This window comes from Nostoc sp. (assembly GCF_036917975.1).
Lineage (GTDB): Bacteria > Cyanobacteriota > Cyanobacteriia > Cyanobacteriales > Nostocaceae > Nostoc.
Map to the genome: position 1 here is coordinate 1 of NZ_JBALEJ010000021.1, position 24,415 is coordinate 24,415.

Annotated in this window: 4 protein-coding genes; 2 read left to right on the plus strand and 2 right to left on the minus strand. The window is 43.5% G+C overall.

Features of this window, described 5'->3' with window-relative positions:
* Together V7K76_RS06825 and V7K76_RS06830 are read right to left on the minus strand one after the other, a co-directional pair.
* The coding region (locus V7K76_RS06825) for a YadA family autotransporter adhesin (protein ID WP_442936744.1) at positions 1-1,751 on the minus strand (1,751 nt) is incomplete at its 3' end.
* Positions 1,752-1,913: 162 nt separating this feature from the next.
* The gene (locus V7K76_RS06830) at positions 1,914-2,663 is read right to left on the minus strand and encodes a hypothetical protein (protein ID WP_334776728.1); all 750 of its coding nucleotides are present in this window, start codon (positions 2,661-2,663) and stop codon (positions 1,914-1,916) included.
* Between the two features lie 1,666 nt (positions 2,664-4,329).
* Between V7K76_RS06830 and V7K76_RS06835 the strand changes: the two genes are divergently transcribed.
* Both V7K76_RS06835 and V7K76_RS06840 read left to right on the plus strand, forming a co-directional pair.
* Positions 4,330-4,608 carry a hypothetical protein gene (locus V7K76_RS06835; RefSeq protein ID WP_334776727.1) on the plus strand — a complete coding sequence of 93 codons (279 nt, stop codon included), beginning with the start codon at positions 4,330-4,332 and terminating at the stop codon, positions 4,606-4,608.
* Between the two features lie 551 nt (positions 4,609-5,159).
* The gene (locus V7K76_RS06840; RefSeq protein ID WP_334776726.1) at positions 5,160-24,176 is read left to right on the plus strand and encodes a hypothetical protein; all 19,017 of its coding nucleotides are present in this window, start codon (positions 5,160-5,162) and stop codon (positions 24,174-24,176) included.
* The last annotated feature ends 239 nt before the right edge of the window (positions 24,177-24,415 follow it).

Consider the following 24,415-nt stretch of genomic DNA (forward strand, 5'->3'; position numbering starts at 1 on the left):
ACAGTTGCACCTTGACCAATGGCTGTGGAACCGACTGCTCCAGTATTAACTTTGGCTCCATTACCTGTGGCGATCGCATTGTCAGCTAGAGCATTGGCAGTATCACCAGTAGCGATGGAACTAGCACCTGATGCTGTTGAACCTTTACCTACGGCAGTGGAATTTAAGCCACTGGCAGTGGTATTTGCTCCTAAACCAGTGGCAAAGTTTGCTGTTGCCTGAGATGTATCACCAACAGATGTAGCTGAAGTCCCTGAGGCTTTAGAAGAAGCGCCATAAGCTGAGGCACCAATAGCACTGGCGTTAGATTGAACACCTGTGGCAGTTGCTGCACTTGCCGTAGCAGTAGCACCTGAACCCGTAGCTACTGCACTGGTACCAGTAGCTTGAGCAGTAGCACCTGTAGCAATCGAACCTAGTCCACTAGCTTGAGCTTGAGTACCTGTAGCAATCGAAGTTGCTCCACTAGCATTAGCCAGATAACCTGTAGCTGTGGCATAGGTATTTCCGGCATTAGCCTGATAACCTGTTGCTGTGGCATAGCTATTTCCGGCATTAGCACCCGTACCTGTGGCGATCGCATTTTGGGCATTAGTTGCTACAGTTGCACCCTGACCGATTGCTGTGGAACCTAGTGCCCCACTATTAACTTTAGCCGCTTGACCAATTGCCAAAGAATTCGTTGCATTCATCCCAACATTAGCGCCTTGACCAATAGCTGTAGAAGCAGTTGCCCCTGTACCAACATTGGCTCCAAAGCCTGTAGCAATGCTATTGTTTGCTCCGACACTAGCAGATGTTCCTGTAGCGATCGCATTAGTAACATTGGCAGCGACAGTTGCGCCTTGACCGATTGCTGTAGAAGCAGTTGCTCCAGTACCAACATTGGCTCCAATGCCTGTAGCAATTGAGTTACTACCTCCAGTCGTAGCATTACTACCAGTGGCGATCGCATCAGTTGCTCCACTACTAACATTTGCGCCATTACCTGTAGCAATCCCGTTGTTAGCATTAACACTAGCACTCGTACCAGTGGCGATCGCATTGGTGGCATTGGCTGCCACAGTTGCTCCTTGGCCAATTGCTGTGGAGCCTATTGCCCCAGTATTAACATTTGCGCCATTACCTGTAGCAATTGTATTGTTGGCGTTAGCATTGGCGTTATTACCAGTGGCGATCGCACCAGTAGCAGCAATACCAGTGGTAGCATTACTACCAATAGCCACCGCATTACCAGCCTGAGCTTTTGCCGTATCACCTAACGCTGTAGATGAAGTACCTGAGGCAGTACTACTGTTTCCTAGTGCTGTTGCTCCTGTATTTCCAGCGGTTGATGAATTCCCAACTGCGGTTGCATTTGATGCTTTGGCAGTACTTGATTGACCAATAGCTATTGCACCAGAAGATGAAATACTAGGAGCAGGTACAGAAGCACCAGCACCAATAGCTATTGCACCAGTTGAACTGCCTGTTGATATTATTGCATTAGTGCCTACAGCTATTGAGTCCTGACTTTGAGCGCTTGCTCCTGAACCAATAGCCGTTGCATTTGCACCCTGCACAACAGAGGTAAATGCTCCACCAGTAGCACTCGGTGCGATTCTGACATTTTGAGCTTGGGCGGCAGGAATTGTTGTATATATCAATCCTGTCGGTAATAGCAGTCTGACAAATACTAAAATCAGTAATTTACGATAACGACCCTTGATAGGTTGTTTTATCGCGTACCAGTACAACGGATGGATCTTCATAGAAATAGTTCTGCGTTTGTTATTTAATGATTGCAATCAGAACACCAAGTCAAATTCATTTGAGAAAACACTAAATAATTGAATATAAATCAATACCAATTAGTATCAATTTACTTAGTGTTTTTATAAGAGCATAAGCAAAAAAAGTATAAATCTCTTTATTTACCTCAGTGCAATTTCAACAGGTGAACCTATTAATGGATCTATGCTGCCTCCCATTAATGGTGTATTCAATCCGTTAAGAAATTGATTTGTAATCAAATTCGTAAAGGTTTGTATATTAAATTGCCATTGATCCAGATAGTTACATAAAACAGCTAATTTTTCGGAAGGTGACATCTGTTGAAATATGTATTCAAAGTTGCCAGAATACCTCACTATCGGTGTGATAGCTTCTCCATTTTCTTGTTGCATAAATCCCTGACCAACTTTCAAATTCAGTGTGCCTTGATCTAACGTGTAGGAAATATTCAGATCAACTCTTGGAGGTGTGTTACCAAACACTAGCCAAGGTTGAGAAGATAGTAGGGTTTTAGATAGATAATTTTTGGCAATTTCCGGGTGATGTGGAAAAGTCGCAAATCCTTCAGGATTAATTCCTAACGCTTTATATTCTGCATGGGACAAGACTTGAGCATAGAGTTTGGCAACTTGAGTAACCGCAATATCACTAGGCGATTTTCCTGCGATCATCTCTGTAAAAATAGTGCGATTGGCATCAGCAATTATCTTCAATCCATTATTAAAAATAACTTGGGATACGTTTGGTGTCAAAACCGGATCATTAGCTAACTCCCAATGTGAAGGTACAATGCCACTATATTTAAGAAAATCCAAGTTCAACAGAGTAGGATTTTGATTATGGATAAGTAAAACAATCGATAATTCATGAACTGAAAAAATAGAGGGCATTTTCACTTCTCCTAATATTTGAGATACACTTTACGTTTAATGTGAATTAAGCCTCCAAATCCTTATTACTTCATAGGTACTCCCAAAATAATGATTTTGGGCGAATCTAGAAACCCTTATGGAATCAGAGGTATTTTTAATTTACATTAGGCGTATTTTATAAAAAAATCCTTTCCATACTTGCTCATCTATAGGACTCTGATTTTATTTTTGAAAATATACTGAGACTGAAAAACCTGTTTGAACAGGATTTCAGATTCAATCCTGTTCAAAAATCAGACAGGAGTCTTATATTGCAGTCGTAATCAGATTTATCACCAATAGTAAAATATTGGTCTTTTTATTGCATTAGCGGTTAAGAATGAAATATGTAACGTTTAGTCCTGTGAGAAATTATTACTGTACTAGATGAACTAAAATATAAAGTTCATAAATGAGCTAGGTTAACTTGTGAGTTGATTACTACAGCAGAATTTAGAAGCGGAGTCGGAGATGCTCGGTCTTCAGTAAGAATTGGTTAAAGAAGTCGGAAGTCGGAAGTCGGAAGTAAGTTTTGTGAAAGCTTTGCGGTAGCGAGTCTGCGATAGCGCAGCGTTAGCGAGTAGTCGAGCGTCGCGTCCGGGGATTTAGACCCCGACCCAAAACTTGCCGGTTATTGAACCGGGGGACTTAAACCCACGGAGTTTGTTAATTCAGAAGGAAAATACGTTTTGTACATACTTAACTTTGAGATTTAGCTTCTGTACTTCACCAGGTTTAAATCTGCTGTATAAATTTTTTGATGGTCGTTAGGCTTAACATCTTTTACTTAACTTCATAATATTGTACGTAATTTGCTATATATTACTCGTACTTAAACTTGATCGGATCAGTGAATATACTAAGATTTATCCAATATTTTTTGGTTAGCCCTCTTCTGTCACTCTCAGTAGACCGAAAACTTTTGCGATCGCGCACAGAAAGTATCGTCGGGGTAGCTAATGAAGAGTGCTGAGTTCCTCGGCAAAGAGAGTGTTGAGATGAAAGACCGCGCCACAAGGGGGAGCCACTGCGGTGGACGGGTTTTCCGGCTAAAGCAAGTGGCATCGGGGTATCAACCTCCAAACGAATTGTTGATTCCGCTTAACATCGGGCTTTGCTCTTACCATAGTGCGAAAGTCAGCCCTACTCTTCTTACTCAGCACGAGCTAAACGCCCCGCTACCGCTAACAGCACTCAGGACTGAGTGTTGTAAATTACGAAGACTTACTAGTATTCCATATTATGAGAACTAACAATGTTGTTCTAGGTCAAACGTTCTATTGGAATGCACGCCTTGACTATAAAGTTTAAGATTTTAGTTCTCGTAATATATACGCGAATTCTTTTCTCTTGCTCTTACCCCGTCTTTTTTCTTAACCGAATAGTAGTGATTACCAAGCTTCAAAGTCATACTACAAAAAATCAGTTATTTTACTGATTACAAACAAAATTAAATAGTGAGAAATTTGATATGTTAGTGACAAAACTATCGATATGTAATTCTGGTTTAAATTTTGAGAAACTGGAGTAGTTAAACCTTTTAACACCATAATTCATGGCTTCCTTCAGTCTATCTAGTAATAATAAACGAGAATTTTTACATATCGTTTACAATGTTTAGTTAATTAGAAAAGGCAGTAAAATAATGGCACAAGTTAAGCAAAAAGTTTACCTAATAACAGAGCAACAACGTGATGGATTACTCAACTACCTCTTAAACCGCCCATACCGTGAGGTAGCAACCGGAGTTGAGTTTCTCAATAATGCACCTACTACTCTGCTGAATATTGAAGTTCCCAACGAACAATTGGGCAATCTGGTTGGAGAAGAAGAATCTAAATCTCAAATCGATGCAGAAGATAAACCAAAAATAGAAGTACTTACTGCTCCAACAGAAGAACTAGCTATTTTTAGTAGTAGGTAATATCAACTATTGTTTAACCCTTTTTTGTCATTTTTGAATAAAGTTTCTATCTTTGTTAGCTCGTTGAATTATCATCTTTCTTTTCTCCCTCTCTTCAGGATTCTATGTGATACCGTTTCACTTTAAGATTGATACAGATTCTTGCAGGGGGAGCAGGGGAGGCAGGGAAGGCAAGAATAGTGATTTATTTGTATCAATAATTTCGTGAAATGGTATGAACAGACACCTTATCTTGAACTTAATCCCTGCCTAGCTTGTATTCCAGCGAAACAAGACAGGAGAGAGGAGGAAAGAAAATTTGACTTGTTCCTTTCATAGCGAGTAGTGCGCCACAGATGCAGTTGCTTCTATGAAATTTTTACACCAATATTTGGCAGGACTGTGCCAAAACGGGAAAATTGTACGCTAAGGAATTAGGCTAACTCATCAAACCCTTACCAGATAATAATTTCAGCTTCATTTAAAGTCTGATTTTTTTCCTTCTCATAAGTCACCTTAGTTTTTTGTGCTTACAAATCAAAATCAACTACTAAAAACATATTGTTACCTATATGGATATTACTCCAGTTAATACAGCTCAGTTCGATACAAGCTTTTCATCTTCTAGTTATTTCCTATCTAATAATTTAGATCCTTTCAATTCTCAGCCTATTACAAGTAACTCTCTAACATTTTTAGGTACAGATAACGCAGACAATTTGTATCTAAAGGTTGGTGTAGGTCAAGTTATAGAGTATAGTACCGATGGTAGCCATTTTTATCAGATAAATGGGCTGGCATTTTCTCAAAATACAAACATTTCAGTAAATCTAGGCTCTGGAAATGATAGCTTATATATTGATAATTCTCTTGTCGATACATTAAAGAGTACAGGGGCAAAATTTAGCTTTGATGGTGGACAGGGAAACGATTCGCTATTCGGGCCAAATCTTGACACAACATGGTACGTCACTGGACAAAATTCTGGCAACTTTAGCGGTATTGAATTTAATAATGTAGAAAATCTCAAAGCCTCTGCCAATAACTATGCTACCTTTGTCTTTACTCCTGATGGTAATCTCAGTGGTGTTGCAGATGGAGGTGATGGTAATTTAGGCACTTTAGTTCTTGAAGGTGGAACCTATAACAGTGCCAAATTTATTGCGAATGGACCCCATTCAGGTGAGATCCTGCTCGATACCAAAACGATTCGCTATGACGGGTTAGCACCAATTTTTGATAACACCATTACGGCAGACAGAGTATTTACTGCTACTGATAGTAACGATCAAGTTCTCATTACAAAAGCTACTACAGGCAAAACAACTATTTTAAGTAGCAATGGTACTTTTGAGAGCATTACTTTCTGGAATCCAAGTAATTCATTAACTATTAAAGGATTAAAAGGTGATGACACAATTACCTTAGATTCGCTTGATCCGAATTTTACTAAATCGTTAGTTATTGATGGCAATGAAGGTCAGGATTCTGTAATATTTGCTCAGAATTTAACTCTCAATGGTGGGAACTTAACGGTAAATGCAGAAAATATTACCGTCAATAACGGTGTAACAATCAACACTACAAAATCAGGTGGTGTTGATGGTGCGATCGCTTTCATCGCTTCAGATACTGAAAGCGATTTCAATGCATCAGGACAAGTTCAAATTAATTTAACTGGGGCAACCATCAAAGCAGGTAGTATCAATATGTCTGCCACATCCACTGTGGCTGGATCTGTGACATCTCTGCCTGTCGCTTTAGTCAATTTGGATTCTACTGCAAATATTAGCGTTATCAACTCCCATATTGAGAGCAGTGGCAATGTCAGCATTACAAGTAGTTCTACCGTTACGGGGACAGCACTAGCTCAGGGTTTAAGCTCTTATGTTAATACCGCAGCGGATGCGGCTGTAGCAACTTCTATTATTAATAGTGCGGCGATCGCATACATTTCTGGTAGTAGTTCGATCATCGCCAACGGAACTTTATCTGTCACAGCTACAAATAATATTAACGCCACTACAATTGGTGATGCTTCTGGTGCCAAAGGTGGGGCGGGTATTGCAGTTGCCACCATTACGAACACTACAAAAGCTTATATTGATGGATCAAGCAGTCAAGGAATTTCCGCAGCAAATATTATCTTATCAGCAGACTCCAACAATAATATTGCGACAACAGCAAAGGCTAGCCCTGGTGGGTCAACTCAAAATGATCAAAATCCACTATCGTTAACTGAGAACCAAGCCAAAACAAGTGATGGCGCAGTTAATGTTGCGGGTGCATTAGCATTCACTAAGCTCAATAGCCAAACGCAAGCATATATATCTACAGAAGATTCCAATAATCCGACTATAGTAAATACCTCTGGCAAATTAATTATTCATGCTGCATCAAATAATAGTTCCTCTGCGATCGCTGATAGTAGTAATGTAGGCAGCAATGCCACGGGAGTAGGAGTTGCTGTAGCTGTTAGCGTAGTTGATATCACAAATAATGCTTATATTGATGGTAATACTTCTACCAATGCAGGCGAAATTGAGATTGCTGCACTCACACCCACAAATGGTAGCTTTACGACTAACGCTACATCAGGTTCTGGAAACTCCAGTAAAGTCGGAGTAGCAGGTGCATTAGCTGTACATAATCTTAGTACCAATAGTCAAGCCCAACTGAAAACGGATGCAGTAGTTGATGCTAACGGTGGCGATGTCAGCCTGACCGCAACTAACCAAGGCAGTTCCACAGTCAAAGCTGAGGCAGCCCAGGCAGGATCAGGAACAGTAGGTATTGGTGCATCGATTGGGCTGGAGATCGAGCAAAATCGAGCTGAAGCATCACTACAGAATGAAGTTGTCTTGAACAATGCTGGAACACTCAGCCTAGCAGCTACTTCAGACAATAGTAGTAACAACAGCGTCAAAGCAGGAGCAGCAGGTGGGATAGCAGTCAGTCCAGCATTGGCACTAACAATTGTTAGTAATGAGACCTTAGCAATTGTAGGCAGTGGCGACACTCTGATAGTTGATTCTATTGATGCTCAAGCAACCCATACAGGAAAAAGTAGCGCAATAGCAGATGCTGCCGCCGCAGGCGACAAAGTGGGGATTGGAGGCGCATTAGGATTGAACTTTGTCGATGACAAAACAATCGCCACTACGAAACGCAATATCACAGCCACCACAGGCGGTGTGGCTTTTGGGGCATTTGCCTATGCTTCTTCAGAGGCAAATGCCAAGGCAGGTGCAGCAGGAGCAGACCCTGAAGCATCTAAAGCTGAGGGTCAGAATACTGCCGAAGACCAAGCCAATGGCCAACTAGACAGCGTTGATGATCCCGATGCTGCCAAACACAAAGAACAACTGGCAGGTAAAGCTGAGACTAATGATGGCTCAGTCTCCATTGCGGCTGGCTTGGCGGTGAATGTAGCCAATTCCAGTACCCAGGCATCTCTTGCCGATGGCATAGTCATTAACGCCGCAGGTGAATTTAAACTTGCCACATCAAACGAGACAGATGCCTCTGCCATTGCTGACGGTACTATGGTTGGTGCCGCACCACAGGTGGGAATAGGCGTAGCTGTAGCACTGAATATCGTCAATGCCACTAATGAAGCAACGATTGGTCAGAGTCTTGATGGTAATGCAAATGTGACTGCTCAAGGTATCACTCTAGAAGCGAAAATGAGTGATCCTAATCTTGGTGGCGATGGTATCAGCGACTTCACAGCCGAAGCCACATCCGGTGCAGGTGCCAAATCCGTTGGTGTAGCCGGGTCATTTGCCCTCAATCTCATCGGTGCTAACCCCAGCATTGCATCCATCAACAGTGGAGCCATTGTTGATGCGGGTGGTGGAGATGTCACACTCGTTGCCGAGAACAACACCAAATCCATCACCAAAGCCGAAGCCGCACAAACAGCCGCCGAAGATGGTGCACCCAGTGTCGGAGTCGGTGCATCCTTTGCCCTCGATATCGAACACAACCGCGCCGAGGCATCCTTAGCGGATAACGTCACCCTGCTCAACGCTGGTCAACTTACACTGAATGCCACCTCCAACACCACCAGTGAAACCAGTGTTCAAGCTGGGTCAGCCGGAAAAATCTCAGTCAGCCCAGCCGTCGCCTTAACCATTGTCAGCAACGATACCATCGCCACCATTGGCACAGGTGGAGAGTTAATAGTCGGTAGTCTCGAAGCTATCGCGCAACATTCGGGCAACACCACCACCACCGCCGATGCCAGTGCTGCCGGAGAAAGTGTCGGTATTGGTGCCACCCTTGCCCTGAACATCGTTGACGACACCACCATTGCCACCACCCAGCGCAACATCACCTCGACTACAGGTGGGGTAGTGTTTGAGGCTCATGCCTTTGCTGCCACTGGTGCTACAGCCACCGCTAGTTCTGCTGGTGCTGCACCCGCGGAGGAAGAAGCCGCTCCCACTGGAGAAACTACTTCCGGAACCACCACTCCCGCAAAATCAGCCCCACCAAAAACTGCCGAAGAGCAGATTGGTACTCAACTTGACGGTGCTAGTAAGAATGACCCCGATTCTGCACAGTATAAAGATGATGTCAACGGCAAAGCAAAGAGTAATAGTGATGGCGCAGTATCAATTGCAGCTGCTTTATCTCTGAACCTTGCTCGTTCGACAACGGCAGCAACATTATCAGATAACCTTGTCATCAATGCAGCTGGCGAATTCAAGCTGAATGCATCAAATGAAACAGACGGCTCTGCCGTAGCAGACGGTAGTGCCGTAGACGGCTCTAATCAAATAGGCATCGGTGCAGCAGTTGCCCTGAATATCGTCAAGGCTTCTAATCAAGCAACAATAGGTACTGGAGCGCAAGTAACTGCAAATGGTATCACTCTCGAAGCCCAAATGAGCGATGAGTCCCTCAATGGTGATGGGGTCAGCAACTTCACAGCAGAATCGACATCTGGTGCCGGAGCAGAAAATGTTGGAGTCTCAGGCTCTTTTGCCCTGAATTTTGTTAACAACAGTAATGAAGCAGTAATCAAATCTGGTGCCATTGTTGATGCAGGCTCTGGAGATATTACTCTTGTTGCAGCTAGTAATGAAATTGACGATGTTAAAGCCACCTCAGAAGCTACTAGTGGTAACGTTGGTGTTGGTGCTTCCATAGGATTGAACCTGTTATTGAGCAATCCAGTCCGCGCTGAAATTGAGGATAGCGTAACACTTTCAGGCAGTGGCGCACTTACCTTAAACGCAAAGTCCGATCGCATTGTGACAACAACCGTTGAAGCAGGCAGCAGTGGAGGTACTGCCGTCAGCCCCGCAGTCGCAGTAGCAATTGTCAATAATGACACAACTGCAAGACTAGGTGCTGGTACTGGAACTTTGAATTTAAGCGGTGACGTAAATATCAAAGCTGAACATACAGGAGCAGTTCTGACATCTGGTGATGCTACAGCAGCTGGTGAGAAAGTGGCTGTCGGTGCAATAGTAGCGGTCAATGTCTCTACAGATAACACAACTGCCACATTAATGCGCGACCTCACAACAAGTGGTGGCAATGTAGTTATTGAATCGCAATCCGCCCTGAGTAGTAGTGCTAAGGTTTTAGCTAGTGCATCTGGCAATAAGCAAGAAGGAAGAAATGCTGACGATGAAGCAAAAGCCCAATCGGGACAGTCAACATTGCCTAGCGCACAAGATAGTGTCAACAGTAGCAATAACAGTGCTAACTCTGCATCTAGCGATCCTAGTGGTAATAGCGCATCTGGTGGCACTAGTGGTGCTGGTGTTGGTGTAGCAGCCGCAGTTGGTGTGAACTGGCAAAAAGCTACAAATAAAGCAGTAATTGGTGACAACATACGGATAATCACAGAAGGTGGTGCAGTTACTGTCAGCGCACAAAGTCAAACCAACGCCACAGCCAGAGCTATAGGTACAAGCCTGAGCAGTAAAGCCAAAGCGAACGTTAGTGCAGCTGTAGGTCTGAACATTGCAGATGTCAACAATATTGCCAGTGTTGGTTCACAGGCAATAATTAATGCTCAAAGCAGCGAAGGCCAACAAGGTGATATCACGATTGAAGCCGTAACACCAAATCAAGAAAGTAATGAATTTGTAGTTTGGGGTTTGGCTGCTTCAGGTGGTAACAGCGAAAACAGTAAAGCGAGTATTGCTGGTTCAGTTGGTGTCAATGTGCTGACATTCAATAACCAAGCTCTTGTCGGTAATGGCGCACAACTATCAACTTTAGGTGCTGTCAGTGTTACCGCCAATAGCCCAATTGTCTTACAAACTCTAGCTATTTCTGGAGCATTTTCTCGCAGTGGTGGCAGTGGCGGCGGAGCAGCAGGTGCAGCGATCGCAGTTAATATCGTCAACCAAAATACTACAGCCTCTATCGGTGCAAACACCACTATAGATGCTTCAGAAAGCATCTCCATCAGTTCCATCTCTTCACTCAGTCCGCGTACTGTTACAGTTGAAGATGTTTTAGACCTAGTTGATGCGACCAAAGGAACTATAGCTCTACCTAGCCTTGATATTCCTGGTATTGATCAACTATTACCAAAACTGACAGAACTGGCAGAGCCTATTATCGACAAACTTCGTACAGTCATCAGTGATACTAAGTCGCAGTTTGCTGAACTTGGTGGCTTCTATGACCAAATCACCAGTCAGCTTGATTCCCTGATTGCTCAAAGTCAGAGCGGTCTGCTCAACCCAGAAGCTTATGTTACCAAACTAATTGATTTAGCTCAGTCAGTAGCTCCTAATATCCCTGGTGTTGAGCAAATATCAGCGCGGTTTGAAGAGGTGGCAGAGCCGATTGTCGCCCAACTGCGTACGTTGATCAGTGAAGGCAAGGCGCAAGACCCTCAACTCACTCCCTTCTATGCGGCAGCAGAGAACCAACTAAATGCCTTAATCACCGAACATCATAATCAGGTAATAAATGCTCAAGAATATCTGACAGAGTTAACTGATTTAGCCAAATCAGTATCTAAAGATTTTTTCACAACCGAAGTATTCCCACAGATTGAAGAACTAGCGCAGCCAATTTTGGATCAGATTCACGCGGTGATCAATAGTGGTAAAAATGTCGCTCCTGGACTCGCTTCATTCTTTGATCAAGTATCAAGTACCCTTGATTCTTTGGTTAACCAAAATGAACAGGGGTTAATAGATTTTCAGGCTTACGTTAATGAGTTGAGTGATATAGCGAAATCATTAGCCTGGAACTTCTTCAAAAATCTCGGCTCGGATATCCTGCAACTATTGCCTTTTTCTTCCATTGCAATCGGTGCAGCAGTCAGCGATGGCAAACTTGGCGTTGGCGGTTCAGCGATTATAGATATCTTCAATGTCGATACGATCGCATCTATTGGTAGTGGTACGCAAATCAACCAAAATGCAAACACACAAGCTGGAAGTAACCAAAGTGTCAATTTGCTTGCCGCAGATACTACTAAGATTAAAAACATTGCTGGTGGACTGGGTGTAGGCACTGGTGCTGCGGGCATCGGTATAGGTGTAGATCTTGAACTCTTCGACCGCAATGTTAGTGCCTATATTGACTCCTTAACCTCAACTGCAACCAACATCAATGCTGCTCATGGAATTTCGGTTCAATCATCCACAGATGAAGATATTTTTAATCTCACCCTATCAGCTGCTGGGGCTGGAAAATTAGCAGTTGCTGGAACAGTTGCAGTCAATCAAATTACTAACAATGTCATAGCAGGTATTGCAGGAACGATCGCAACCCAGGGAGATGTCAGTGTTACAGCAACAGATAACTCGAAGATTCAAGCCCTAGCAGGTGGCCTTGCAGTGGCAGCCAAACTTTCTGAAGGTGGCCCCAAAGCTTCTATTGGTGCAGCAGTCGCAGTTAACAGAATTACCAGCACAATTAAAGCAACTATCGATAAAGCGGATGTAACGGCAGACGGAACACTGAGTGTGAATGCACATTCCGATGCAGTCATTACATCAGTCACGATCGCAGGTAGCGCCTCAGTCTCTAAAGGTGACAGTGCAGGATCATTTGCGGCTGGGGCTTCTGTAGCAATTAACAAGATTAAGAGTTCTATTATTGGTGCAATTACTGACGGTTCAACGATTCTAGTCGGTGGTCAAAATCTGGCTATCAGTGCCAAAGATAACTCTACAATCAATGCCTTTGCCCTGGGCGGTGCGATCGCAGTTGCGGCAAGTAGTGGTACAGGAGCAACACTTGCAATCGGAGTATCTGCCGCTAAGAACGAAATCAACAATACAACTGCGGCTTACATTGATGATTCTACAGTTAGTTCATCGAATGATACCGATGTCAATCTCGACCTCCAAGCTTTATCCACAAATACCATCAGTGCTCAATCGATAGCTGTAGCAATTTCTGTTGCTAAAGGTAGCACTGGCATCGCTCTTAGTGGTGGTGGTGCAGGATCAGGTAACTACATCCTCACTAAGACTAACGCTTATGTTAAGGACTCTAACCTCGACCACATTGGCAATGTTGCGATTAAAGCCAATAACACGTCTAATATCGACGCAACAGTAGTGGCGGTTTCAGGTTCAGTGGCTATTGGTGATAGTACAGGTGCTGCCGCAGCGATTGGTGCGGCTGTCGCTAATAACTTCATCGGTTATGAAGAAGATAGCGATCGCAACCCATCCGAAGTACAGGCTTATATCCAGAATTCTAGTGTTCAAGCCAGTGGCGACTTAATACTGAATGCCCTGGCAAATGAAAACATCATCGCCAGAGTGGGCGCAGGTTCTATTGCCGTTGCAGCTTCTAGTGGCTCAACAGGTATAAGTGGTAGCGGTTCGGGAGTTGTGACCCTGAACAAGATTGCTACTTTAGTGAAAGCCTTCGTTGATGGTGCTGGTGATACTGGCATTCAGGCAAAATCTGCTACTCTCACCGCTAAGGACTCCTCAAACATTAAGGCTGATGCTGGCGCAGCTTCGATCGCCGTAGCGGCCGCTAGCACTACTGGCGGTTCACTCTCTATCGGTGTTTCTGTAGCCAGTAACTTAATTTCTAACGAAGTCGAAGCATTTATCAACAATGCAGATACCTCATTCGAGACAACCACAGGTGGAATCTCCCTTTCTGCTACTACAAATCCAATAATTGAAGCTGTATCGGTAGCAGCTTCCATCGCAGTGGGAGCAGCAGGAACTACAGGAGTAGGAATCAGTGGAGCAGGTGCGGCAGCAATTAATACGATTCTCACCAAAACTAATGCCTATATCAAAGATAGTGTAGTAACAAGTGCTGGTGCAGTTACCTTAGCAGCAACAAACACAGCAACCATTGACGCCAAGATTGCCGCAGTATCAGTTGCAGTTGGTGGCGGTGGCACTACTGGTGTGGGAGTCTCGATTGGTATGGCTGTTGCTAATAACTTCATTGGCTATGACGACAGCAACCGTCAGCCTATTGAAGTACAGGCTTATATTCAAAACTCTAGTTTGGAGACAAATCAAGACCTGAAGTTAACAGCACTCTCTGGCGGAACAATCACTGCTGGGGTGGGTGCAGGTTCAGCCGCAGTTTCTGGTGGTGGTACTACGGGAGTAGCTGCTGGTGGATCTGGAGTCGTGACTCTGAACAAGATTGCTACTTTGGTAAAAGCGTTTATCGATGGTGATGGCGCAACGGGCATTCAAGCAAAATCTGCTACTTTCACGGCTACAGATTCTTCTACGATTACTGCTGATGCTGGAGCTGCTTCCCTCGCTATTGCTGGTGGTGGTACTACAGGAGTTTCTTTCTCGATTGGTGTATCCATAGCCAGTAATTTAATCTCCAATGAAGTAGAAGCGTTTGTGAACAATGCAAACGACTCTTTGACCACAACCACAGGTTTACTCTCATTAACTGCTACTACTAACGCAACTATTAAAGCTGTCTCTGTTGCCGCTTCGATTGCGGCTGGCGGCGGCGGTACTACTGGTGTGACGATTAGTGGGGCTGGGGCTGCGGCGATTAATACGATTCTGACTAAAACCAATGCCTACATTAAAGACAGTGTAGTAGCCAGTGCAGAAGCAGTTACCTTAGCAGCAACAAACTCTGCCACAATTGACGCAACGATCGCGGCAGTGTCCATCTCAGCTGGTGGCGGTGGTACAGCTGGTGTCGGAGTTTCAATTGGTGCGGCTGTTGCTAATAACTTCATTGGCTATGACGACAATGGCAACCGGACTCCTGCTGAAGTCCAAGCTTATATTCAAAATTCCAGTTTGGCTGCTGGTGGTGACTTAACATTGACAGCACTCTCCACTAGCACTATCAACGCTGGGGTTGGTGCTGGTTCTGCGGCAATTTCCGGTGGTGGTACTGCGGGAGTTGCAGCAAGCGGTTCGGGAGTTAGTACTGAAAACAAGATTGCCACTTTAATTAAGGCGTTTATTGATGGTGATGGCGCAACAGGTATTCAGACAAAATCTGCCACTCTCACCGCTCAGGACTCCTCTTCTATCAAGGCTGATGCAGGAGCCGCTTCAGTAGCAGCGTCATTCTCCGGTACTGCCTCGGTTTCTCTGTCGATTGGTGTAGCCTTAGCACATAACGTGGTGACTAACGAAGTCGAAGCATATATTCAAAATGCAGATAACTTTGTCAAAACAGCTACAGGAAATGTCTCACTATCAGCTACCACTGATGGAAGTATTCAAGCTGTGTCAGTCGCCGCTTCAGTCTCAGTGGGAATTTCTGGCACTGCGGGTATAGCAGTCAGCGGTGCAGGTGCTGAGTCTACTAATAGCATCTCGACCAAAACGAATGCTTATATCAAAGATAGTGCGATCAATAGTGCTGGGGCAGTTAACGTCACCGCTCAAAATACGGCTGGAATTAGTGCCAAAGTTGTGGCTGCATCTGCTGCTGTCGGAGCTAGTGGTACTGCTGGTGTGGCTGCCTCAATTGGGGTGGCGATCGCACGTAACCTCATTGGCTGGGACGTAAATGTAACAGATACAAACTACAAGTACACCACTGCTAGTGGTGAACAGTCTGTTAATCAAGGCGATCGCGTACTGATTGCTAAAGGAGCCAGAGCAGGTGATATTTATGAATTTATTGGTGATCCTGCAACTATTAATTTGCAAAATGCTGACTACGCTAAAACCTCGGATTGGAAACAGGTCAATCTCAAGCAATATGCATCCGAAGTGCTGGCTTACGTCAATCGCTCTAGCATTAATGCAGCTGGAACACTTAACCTCTCCTCCCTTTCTAATTCGACCATAGAAGCTACAGTTGCCTCCGCCTCAATGTCCATTGCAGGTGGCATTGGCGGTGCATCTCTCAGTGGTTCTGGAGTCAGTACCGAAAATAAAATTGCCACAAAAGTACAGGCTTACATTGATGGGGATGGTAGTACGGGCATTAGTGCTAGCAACATTAATGTGACGGCAACTGATACATCATCAATTGCTGCTAACGCTGAGGCTGTTTCTATTGGCGTGACAATTGCGATCGGTGGGGCTATCTCATTCGGTATATCTCTAGCCAGAAACGAAATCAGTAATGATGTTGCAGCCTTTGTTGAGAATATTAACAATGACTTGACAGCAACTTCTGGTGGTATTCAGCTAAAAGCAACAGAAACATCAACTATCACTGCCATCTCTGTAGCAGCATCGGCGGCAATTGGTCTTGTTGGTGTAGCGGGAGCTGGTGCGGAGGCTACTAATACCATCGCTAATGCCGCTAGAACCCATATATCTGATGCCGTTCAGGTGCAAGCTAATGGCGGCGTGGGATTAACATCGTCTGACAACTCCATTATTCGCTCGCTTGCGGGTCAATTCTCAGCTGGAACAGCCGCAGCAATCGGGGTTTCTGTAGCTACTAACACCATCAGCAATCAAATCACTGCGGAAATCGCTAATGCCAACGTCATCTCTACGACTGGGGCGATCGCTCTTAGTGCTACCTCGAATAACACAATTGAGACTGCTAGTATAGGCGGCTCAGTTGGTGGTACAGTTGCGGCGGCTGGTGCTGTCACTCTCAATAAAATCAGAAACACGATCAAGGCAGGTACAACAGGTGTATCTACACTGAGCGCAGCAGGTGCTGTTACTTTGGCTGCTACTGACACTTCGACAATTGCATCCTTGGGAGGTCAGTTAACAGCTGGTGGTGCTGCGGCAGTTGGCGCAGCAGTCACAACCAATGATATTGCCAATAATATCATTGCTGAACTCGGCGGTACAGCAGTCACAGCCGCCTCTGTCACACTCACTGCGACATCCACCAGTACAATTGATTCGATTGCGGCAGGTGGTAGTGGCGCAGGAGCCTTTGCCGCAGGTGGAGCAGTTACTGTAAATAACTTCAGTAATACAGTTCGAGCTAATATTGCCAATGGCTCAAATGTACAATCTCAGGGTAATGTCAGTTTAACAGCAATCAACAGTGCAACTGTTCAATCTCTGGCAGGGCAAATTGCTGGTGCAGGAGGAGCAGCGATCGGTGCATCTGTTGCTATAAATAACTCTGCTAACATCACACAAGCATATATCAGTGATAGTACTGTTGCCTCGGGAGGACAAGTAAAAGCTCTCGCTCAAAATACAGGAATCATCAAGAGCAAATCAGCAGGGGCTTCAGTCGCTGGAGGCATTGCGCTAACAGGATCTGTCTCAGTCAACAATATTACGAATACTACAGATGCCCACGCTAAGAATGCAGTTATCTTTGGTATTAATGGCGTAGAGATTTCTGCTACGGACACAGCAACAATACAATCTTTCGCCGGACAAATTAGTGTTGGCATTGGGGCTGCTGGGGTTGGTGCTGCTGTAGCTTACAACAATATTGGCAATATTGTCACAGCCTATGTAACAGCCGATGATGGCAAATTTACAACTATCGAGACATCGGGTAATGCGATCGTGAGTGCGTCTGGCAGAGGCATAATTGATACGATCGCTGCTGGTGGTTCTTTAGGTCTATTTGTCGGTGCTGGTGCTTCTGTGGCAGTAAATGAGATGAGTAATAATATCTCTGCGTTTGTCAATAACAGCAGTATCATAGCTCAAGGCAGCGTGGGTATATTGGCGGATTCCACAAACTCGATGATCACTACAGGCGGAACCTTGGCTGGAGGATTAGTGGGCTTAGGTGCCACGATCGCTGTCAATAACCTAGCAAATATCACCCGTGCTTATGTAAATAATGCAAGTATTGATGGAGTTGGCAAGCAAAGCATAAACATTCCTAAAACTGATGGAACTGGTTCAACAGAATCTTTCCAAGGTGTAGCTGTAGTAGCAACGAGCAAAGACGAACTTGGAGTCACAATTGGCACTGGTGGTGCTGGTCTAGGTACTTTTGTTGCCAGCATAGCTGTCAATTCTTTCCAGAATACAACTGAAGCTTATACTAAAGATGTTGCTATCAATGCAATCACTGGATCTTCGGTTCCGGAACAAAGTGTTTACATCAAGGCTTTCAATGACAGTACTGTAAATGTTAATGCCGGAACAGTAGGAGTTGGTTTAGCCGCAGCTGGTGTTGCGATTGATATCACTACGATGAAAAATGCTACGAGTGCATACATCGACTCTACCGATCTAATAAATTCTCAAGGGTCGGTTGTCAACGCTAACAAGGACTTAGTTGTAGAGGCAAAAACTCAAAAATTATTGACATCTAATGTTGTTGCTTTCGGTGGAGGGTTAGGTTTTAGCGTCCAGGGTGCAGTCTCCATCATCAACGTCAGCAGTGGTATGTCTGATGATGGTAACGAAGCCGCTAGCGATACCCAAAGTAAAGTAGATCAGCAACTAACAGACTTGAACAAAATGGGTAAAGATAGCAATGGCAACTCGAATATTAGCACCAAAGCCGTCTTTAATACCCTAACAAGCGTTCAAGGAACCACAGCATTTATTGCAGGAACTGCTAGTGCTGGAAGTAACCTGACTGTTAATGCCTATGAGACTACCAATCTCGATGTTTCAGTAACAGGAGCATCTGCCGGTCTTCTAGGTGCTGGTGCTGGAATAGGAATCGCAAATATTACACATAATGCTTCGGCTTACGTAGGCGCAAATTCTAACATTAATGGTTTCAAAGTCACAATTCAATCAACTGGGTTTGTAGAATCGACAACGGTAACGGCTAAAGCTGGTGCAGCTGGAGGCTTGGCTTTAGGTGCTGCTGTTGCATATCTGACTTCTAACAATAACTCCAAAGCTTACATTGGTGAAAATGCGAAAGTTAATATAAATGGTCAAGCTGAGGTAGTTAATGTAATTGCGAATTCTGTTTCTAAGTTAGCAACGGATGGTCAAGGAGTTGCTGTAGGCGCCCTTGCGGTTGGAGTTGTACTAACGAAGACCGAAGAAACTGGAGCTACTTCGGCATATCTCGATCAAGGAGTCCAAGTTCAAAATACGAACAACCTTAATGTAACTGCAAACGTTGACGAATCGGTGACGGCAACTGCTACAGCAGCGGGTGGAGGTATTATTTCTGGTAATGGTGTTGACGTTAGGGCTAACGTCAATCCTAATGTCACTGCATATATTGGTGACAACAACACTATCAATGTCGCTAAAGACATAAATGTACGCTCTAATGTCACCGTGGATGGCGATGCAGCTGCTAAAGGAGCCAGTTATGGACTGTTAGCGGTTGGGCTGGCTTTCTCTGAAGTTAATTCCAACCCCACAATTAATACCTACGTTGGCACGAACACAACAATAGAAGCTGGCAACGTCACCATCGCAAGTAGCTTAGGCAAAGCGCCTGTTACGGCTGATACATCATTTGATCCTGCTAATGCGGTCAACAACACATCAGATAGCATTACTTTTGCGAACAGTACTGGACTCAAAACAGGAGACACAGTTGTTTACTCTAATGGTGGTAATGGCGCTACAGATATTGACGGACTAACAGACCAGCATTCATACAGTGTAATTGTTGATCCTCAAAACGATAAAGTGATTAAGCTGGGTAGTGAATTTGATGGAGCTAGTGTTGACACGAAATTCAATACCATTACATTTGCTAATGGACATAGCTTTACACAGGGGGAACAGGTTGTCTATGAGAAGGAGAGCGGAACAAGTGACATTGGTGGTTTAGTATCTGGTACGAAATACTATGTCAATGTGATTGACGGAAAAACAATCCAACTATCCTTGGTATACGTCGATCCAGATCCTAAGAAGACGAATGACATTACTGAAGGCGCTAGTCTGGCTGACATTACCACAGTGTCGGGTGCTACAACGATACAAGGGAAGGTGAGCGACAGTGTTGATAACGTATTTGCTAATGGCGATACCGTTGTCTACAAAAAACACTCCTCCATATTTACAGTTGATGACAAACTTGCTGATGGCGTTAATGAAAATGGTGAAAATGTCTTTAACACGGTTTCTAGAGTTATTTCAGATGACAGTTTCCATTCTTATAAACATGGTTTTGAAACCGGCGATCAAGTTGTTTATACAGCTACTGGTTCCGCTTTAGGTGGTTTAACTAGCAATACAACGTACTACGTCATTAAAGATGACGATGACCACTTCAAACTGGCTAAAACAGAGAGTGACGCTAAGAACGGAAACTTTATTGACATTACTAGTGCCACTGGAGAAACGAGTCATAAAATTACTGCGGTTGGACTGAAAGCTAATAGTACAGATATTTTTAGCTCCACAGCTTCTAGCACAATCTCTCTAACGAATCATGGTCTCCAAGATGGACAAGCAGTTATTTACCAATCAGTAGGCACTGGTACAGACACAAGTGGCTTAACCAATGGGCAAACATACTATGTCAAGTTGATTAATGCCAACAGTTTCGGACTATCTGCAACAAAAGGCGGTTCGGCAATTACTTTGGCTACGACTACACAGAAACAGTCATTGACAACTGAAGCTGTTGAATTGCAAGAAGGTGTGAGTTATTACGTTGTCAACTCAACGGCAACGACTTTCCAACTATCTGAAACAAAGGGCGGTTCTGCTATAGGTCTCGATAAGACTGGACTAACAGGTACAGGTTCACTTCATACCTTTATTAAACAGTCTGCGATCGATTTAACTAGCGTCAGTACTGGAATGTACAACCTGCATATTGATTTGAATACTGGAACAGCAACGGGAACAAAACACCAGCTATCATCAGGCGCTGCGATCGTTTTACCAAGCCAAGGCGATCAGGTATTCTCTGTATACTCCCAAGCATCATCAGGAGCAGCGATCGCTGGTAGTGGAGCTAAAGCGACAATTAACATTACGTCTGCAATGAATACTTATGTAGGTAATAGTGCTGTAATTACAACCACAGGTGATGTTAAAGTTCAGGGGCTATCCAACATCCAATTAACTGGAGCGGCGACTACCAAGACAGGTGGACTGCTTGGAATTGGCATAGGTAAACTGAATGCCACCATTAACAATAACAACTCTACGGATATCAAGCTGGGCGCGAGGATTAAGGCTGATGGTAATGTGACGATTGATGGTCAGTCAAGTAACAAATTTAATCTTTCAAGTGACAGTACCGCAGGTGGTTTGATTGCGGCAGGAAGTGCAGAAACGACTCTCACTGTCAACCACAACACCATCACAACGATCGCCGATCAGGTAAGCATTACCTCTCAGAGAGATTTGTTGGTTCACTCCTCTAGTGATACTAGTGGCAGCATCAAAGCAGATGCTAGCGGTGGTGGATTAGTACCCTTTGCCTACGGAACTGCGACCCTTAATGTAAATGGAGTTAACCAAACCAATGTTAATGCTGCAACCCTGGAAGCAAGAACATTAACAATTGAGTCTGCTGTTGACAATCTTAATGTGAATGCTTTGGGTTTAGGAACAGCTGCTGGTTTAATTGGAATTATCCAAGCTAAATCTAATATTTATCTGAATGACACGAGTACGACAACTAACATCGGTTCTAGAGCATCGCTAAAAGCTGACGAACTCAATCTCACTGCTATTTTCAGAAATGTGAATACTAACTCCACTGCTCTAGCTCATTGCGATGGATTAGGTGGTAAAACCGACTCAGATGCAACAAATGAATCGAACCTGAAGGCAACTGTTAATACAGATGCAAACTCTACCCTAACTGTCAACTCTCTGAATGTGAAGTCTGGTTTTGATAGCTTCAATAATACGAACTATGCATACAGTAAGAAAGCTTGGGAACTGAGAATCTGGACTCCATTTGGCGATATTGTCATAACATTAGACTTTGGCTCGGCAAATACTCATGGCTCCCAAAACGCTACATCTACCACTAACTTCAAATCCAATGTTGTTCGCCTAGCACGGGCGGTGAACCCTGTTTTATCAATTGATGCAAGTGGAAAAGTATCACTCAAGAGCGATAACGTTACCGTCACTGATAACGGTACGGATATCAATGTCGCTAACATCAGTGCCGATGGTGGTGGAAAAGTAACATTTAGCTCAGGGGCAATATCTACAGATGGATCATTTAGCGATAACGGAAAGTATTCGGCGATAGATCCTGCATTTGACTCAGTAGAAATTCAGAACTATTCTAATAAGAATCTGATTATTAATGACATTAGTACCATAGCCGCTAGTTCTGGATATTCTTCACCTGACTACAGCAAAGTTAATGTCAGTAAAACGATCAATGCTACAAGTTCATCTAGTTCGCTAGCAACCAATCCAACCTTAGTTACAATTAATAACTGGGGTACTTCTAACCTAATTCTCAAAGGTGTAATTGATAATCCGCACGACCGCACTATCCTTTATAGTGGTGGCAACATTTTTAGTCAGGGAAGCGCGCAAAACATTATTACCCGTGACCTGACAATAACGGCGCTCAATGGTAGCATCGGCGCGAATGGGCGAATTAACGCTCAGTTAAATCAAGGCTATACACCAGTTACTTCTGATGTAACTGATAGCAATATTTATCTCAGTGTTGAGGCACAAAATTCAACCTATTTAAACTTAACAGCAAAATCTCTTGACAATCAACCAGCGACTGTCAATGTGAAAAAAATGACTGCCAATACTGGAGAAGTTAATCTGGCGATCGGTCAAACCACAAATCAAGCCAACACTTCTATTTCTGCCCTCTATAAGTTTACCGATGCCTATGACTTTAATCAGAATATTATTGCGGGAACAAATATCGTCATCAATGCGGGAAGCACAACTACAGATATCGATGCTAAAACTATCTTTCTCAGCACAACAGCCTCACTTGATATAGTAACGGGAGGCTCAATTCATCTGAAAAATACAAGTGATGGAGTCAATCTTAAACAGTTGATTAGCCATCAAGATGCAATAAATTTAAGTGGAATGAATTTTGTGATAGTCGATGATTCTGTCGTGCAAGCTGCAAAAGATATTACTCTAACTGCGTCAAATCTAGGGATATTAAATAATGCTACTTTAGATGCTGGAACAGATATTACTTTATTAGTGGCAAATAATTTCCAACTCAACTCAACTGCGACCATAAACGCTGGGAACAATGTTGTGATTCAAGGCGATTACAATAATCAAAATCCTAATGGTGCTTCAATTAGCATTGACGGTTGGATTAATGCCCAAAATATGTATATTTATGGTAATAATAATCAAGATACGTTTAATATCCAACGACTCGCTACAACAACTTATCTTTACACAGGTGGAGGCGATGATATCGTTAATATCGGCAGTAGTCAGAACCGCACCAATGAAATTCAAAAACATCTGACTATGTATGGAGAAACACAGACCGATGTCGATACTCTGAATATAGATAATTCAGGAGATACTTCTAATAGTATTGGAGTTTTAACAGATACATCCCTAACAGGTTTAGGCATGGGTGAAGGTATTTACTACAATGGCTTTGAGTCGTTAAACATCAATTTAGGTACAGGTAATGATGACTTCACCATCCTCAACACAAGTGCAACAACTAATATTGATAGCAACGCCGGTGATGATAAGTTCCGAATTGGTGTCAAAGTAGACACGAATGGGAATATATTAGATGAAATAGTAGATGGAATTTTGATCCCAGGAATTAATATCTTAGGAACAAGCAACATTACTAATATCAAAACAGGAGCAGGAAAGGACTATATCCAAGTGAACCGTAATACGGCTGTACTGAATATTCAGGGTGGAATTGATGATGATACTTTTGAGGTCAATACCCCGATCAATTATTCAGTATTACTGACTAATGCTCAGGTTAACCTCTCTGGAAATGATGGCAATGATAAAACTATTATCAATGGTTCTTCTCTATTAGAAGCTATTCAGAATAATGGGTCATCGGTTGAGGTGGTTAATAGTCGCTTTATTAGTGTTATGACTAACGAAATTTTAGTAATTAATGGAAATACTAGTGGCACTGGTTCATCAGATGGCTCTAGCAACACAACCGACAGTAGCGATGCAATTTTGTCTAGGCTATATGACAGAACTGTGGCTACTTCAAGCAATACCAACACAACTGACAGTAGCAATGCAATTTTGTCTAGGCTATATGACAGAACTGTGGTCACTTCCAGTAATAACAACGGTATTACTGATCCTTTGTTACTAGCTTTATTCTCCCGTTGATCATAACTTGGGTGGCCGCCGAGATACGGAGACTATTGGCGAATTCATTTAAACCGCAATTTCTGGGGTGAGACGCTACGACATCTCAAGCTTTTGAGGATAGCGATCGCAATTCGCCAACAGTTCCAGATACGTGCAAAATGGGACACGTTGTAAAGTTTTGTAAAGAAATCCGGTTAAAACTATTGATTTTAGGTTCAGTCGAGCCAAGTCCCTTAGATTGGCCCGACCCTAGCGCT

Coding starts and splice junctions, on each gene's coding strand:
- V7K76_RS06830 (WP_334776728.1), bottom strand. CDS start 2,663: ATGCCCTCTATTTTTTCAGTTCATGAATTATCGATTGTTTTACTTATC.
- V7K76_RS06835 (WP_334776727.1), top strand. CDS start 4,330: ATGGCACAAGTTAAGCAAAAAGTTTACCTAATAACAGAGCAACAACGT.
- V7K76_RS06840 (WP_334776726.1), top strand. CDS start 5,160: ATGGATATTACTCCAGTTAATACAGCTCAGTTCGATACAAGCTTTTCA.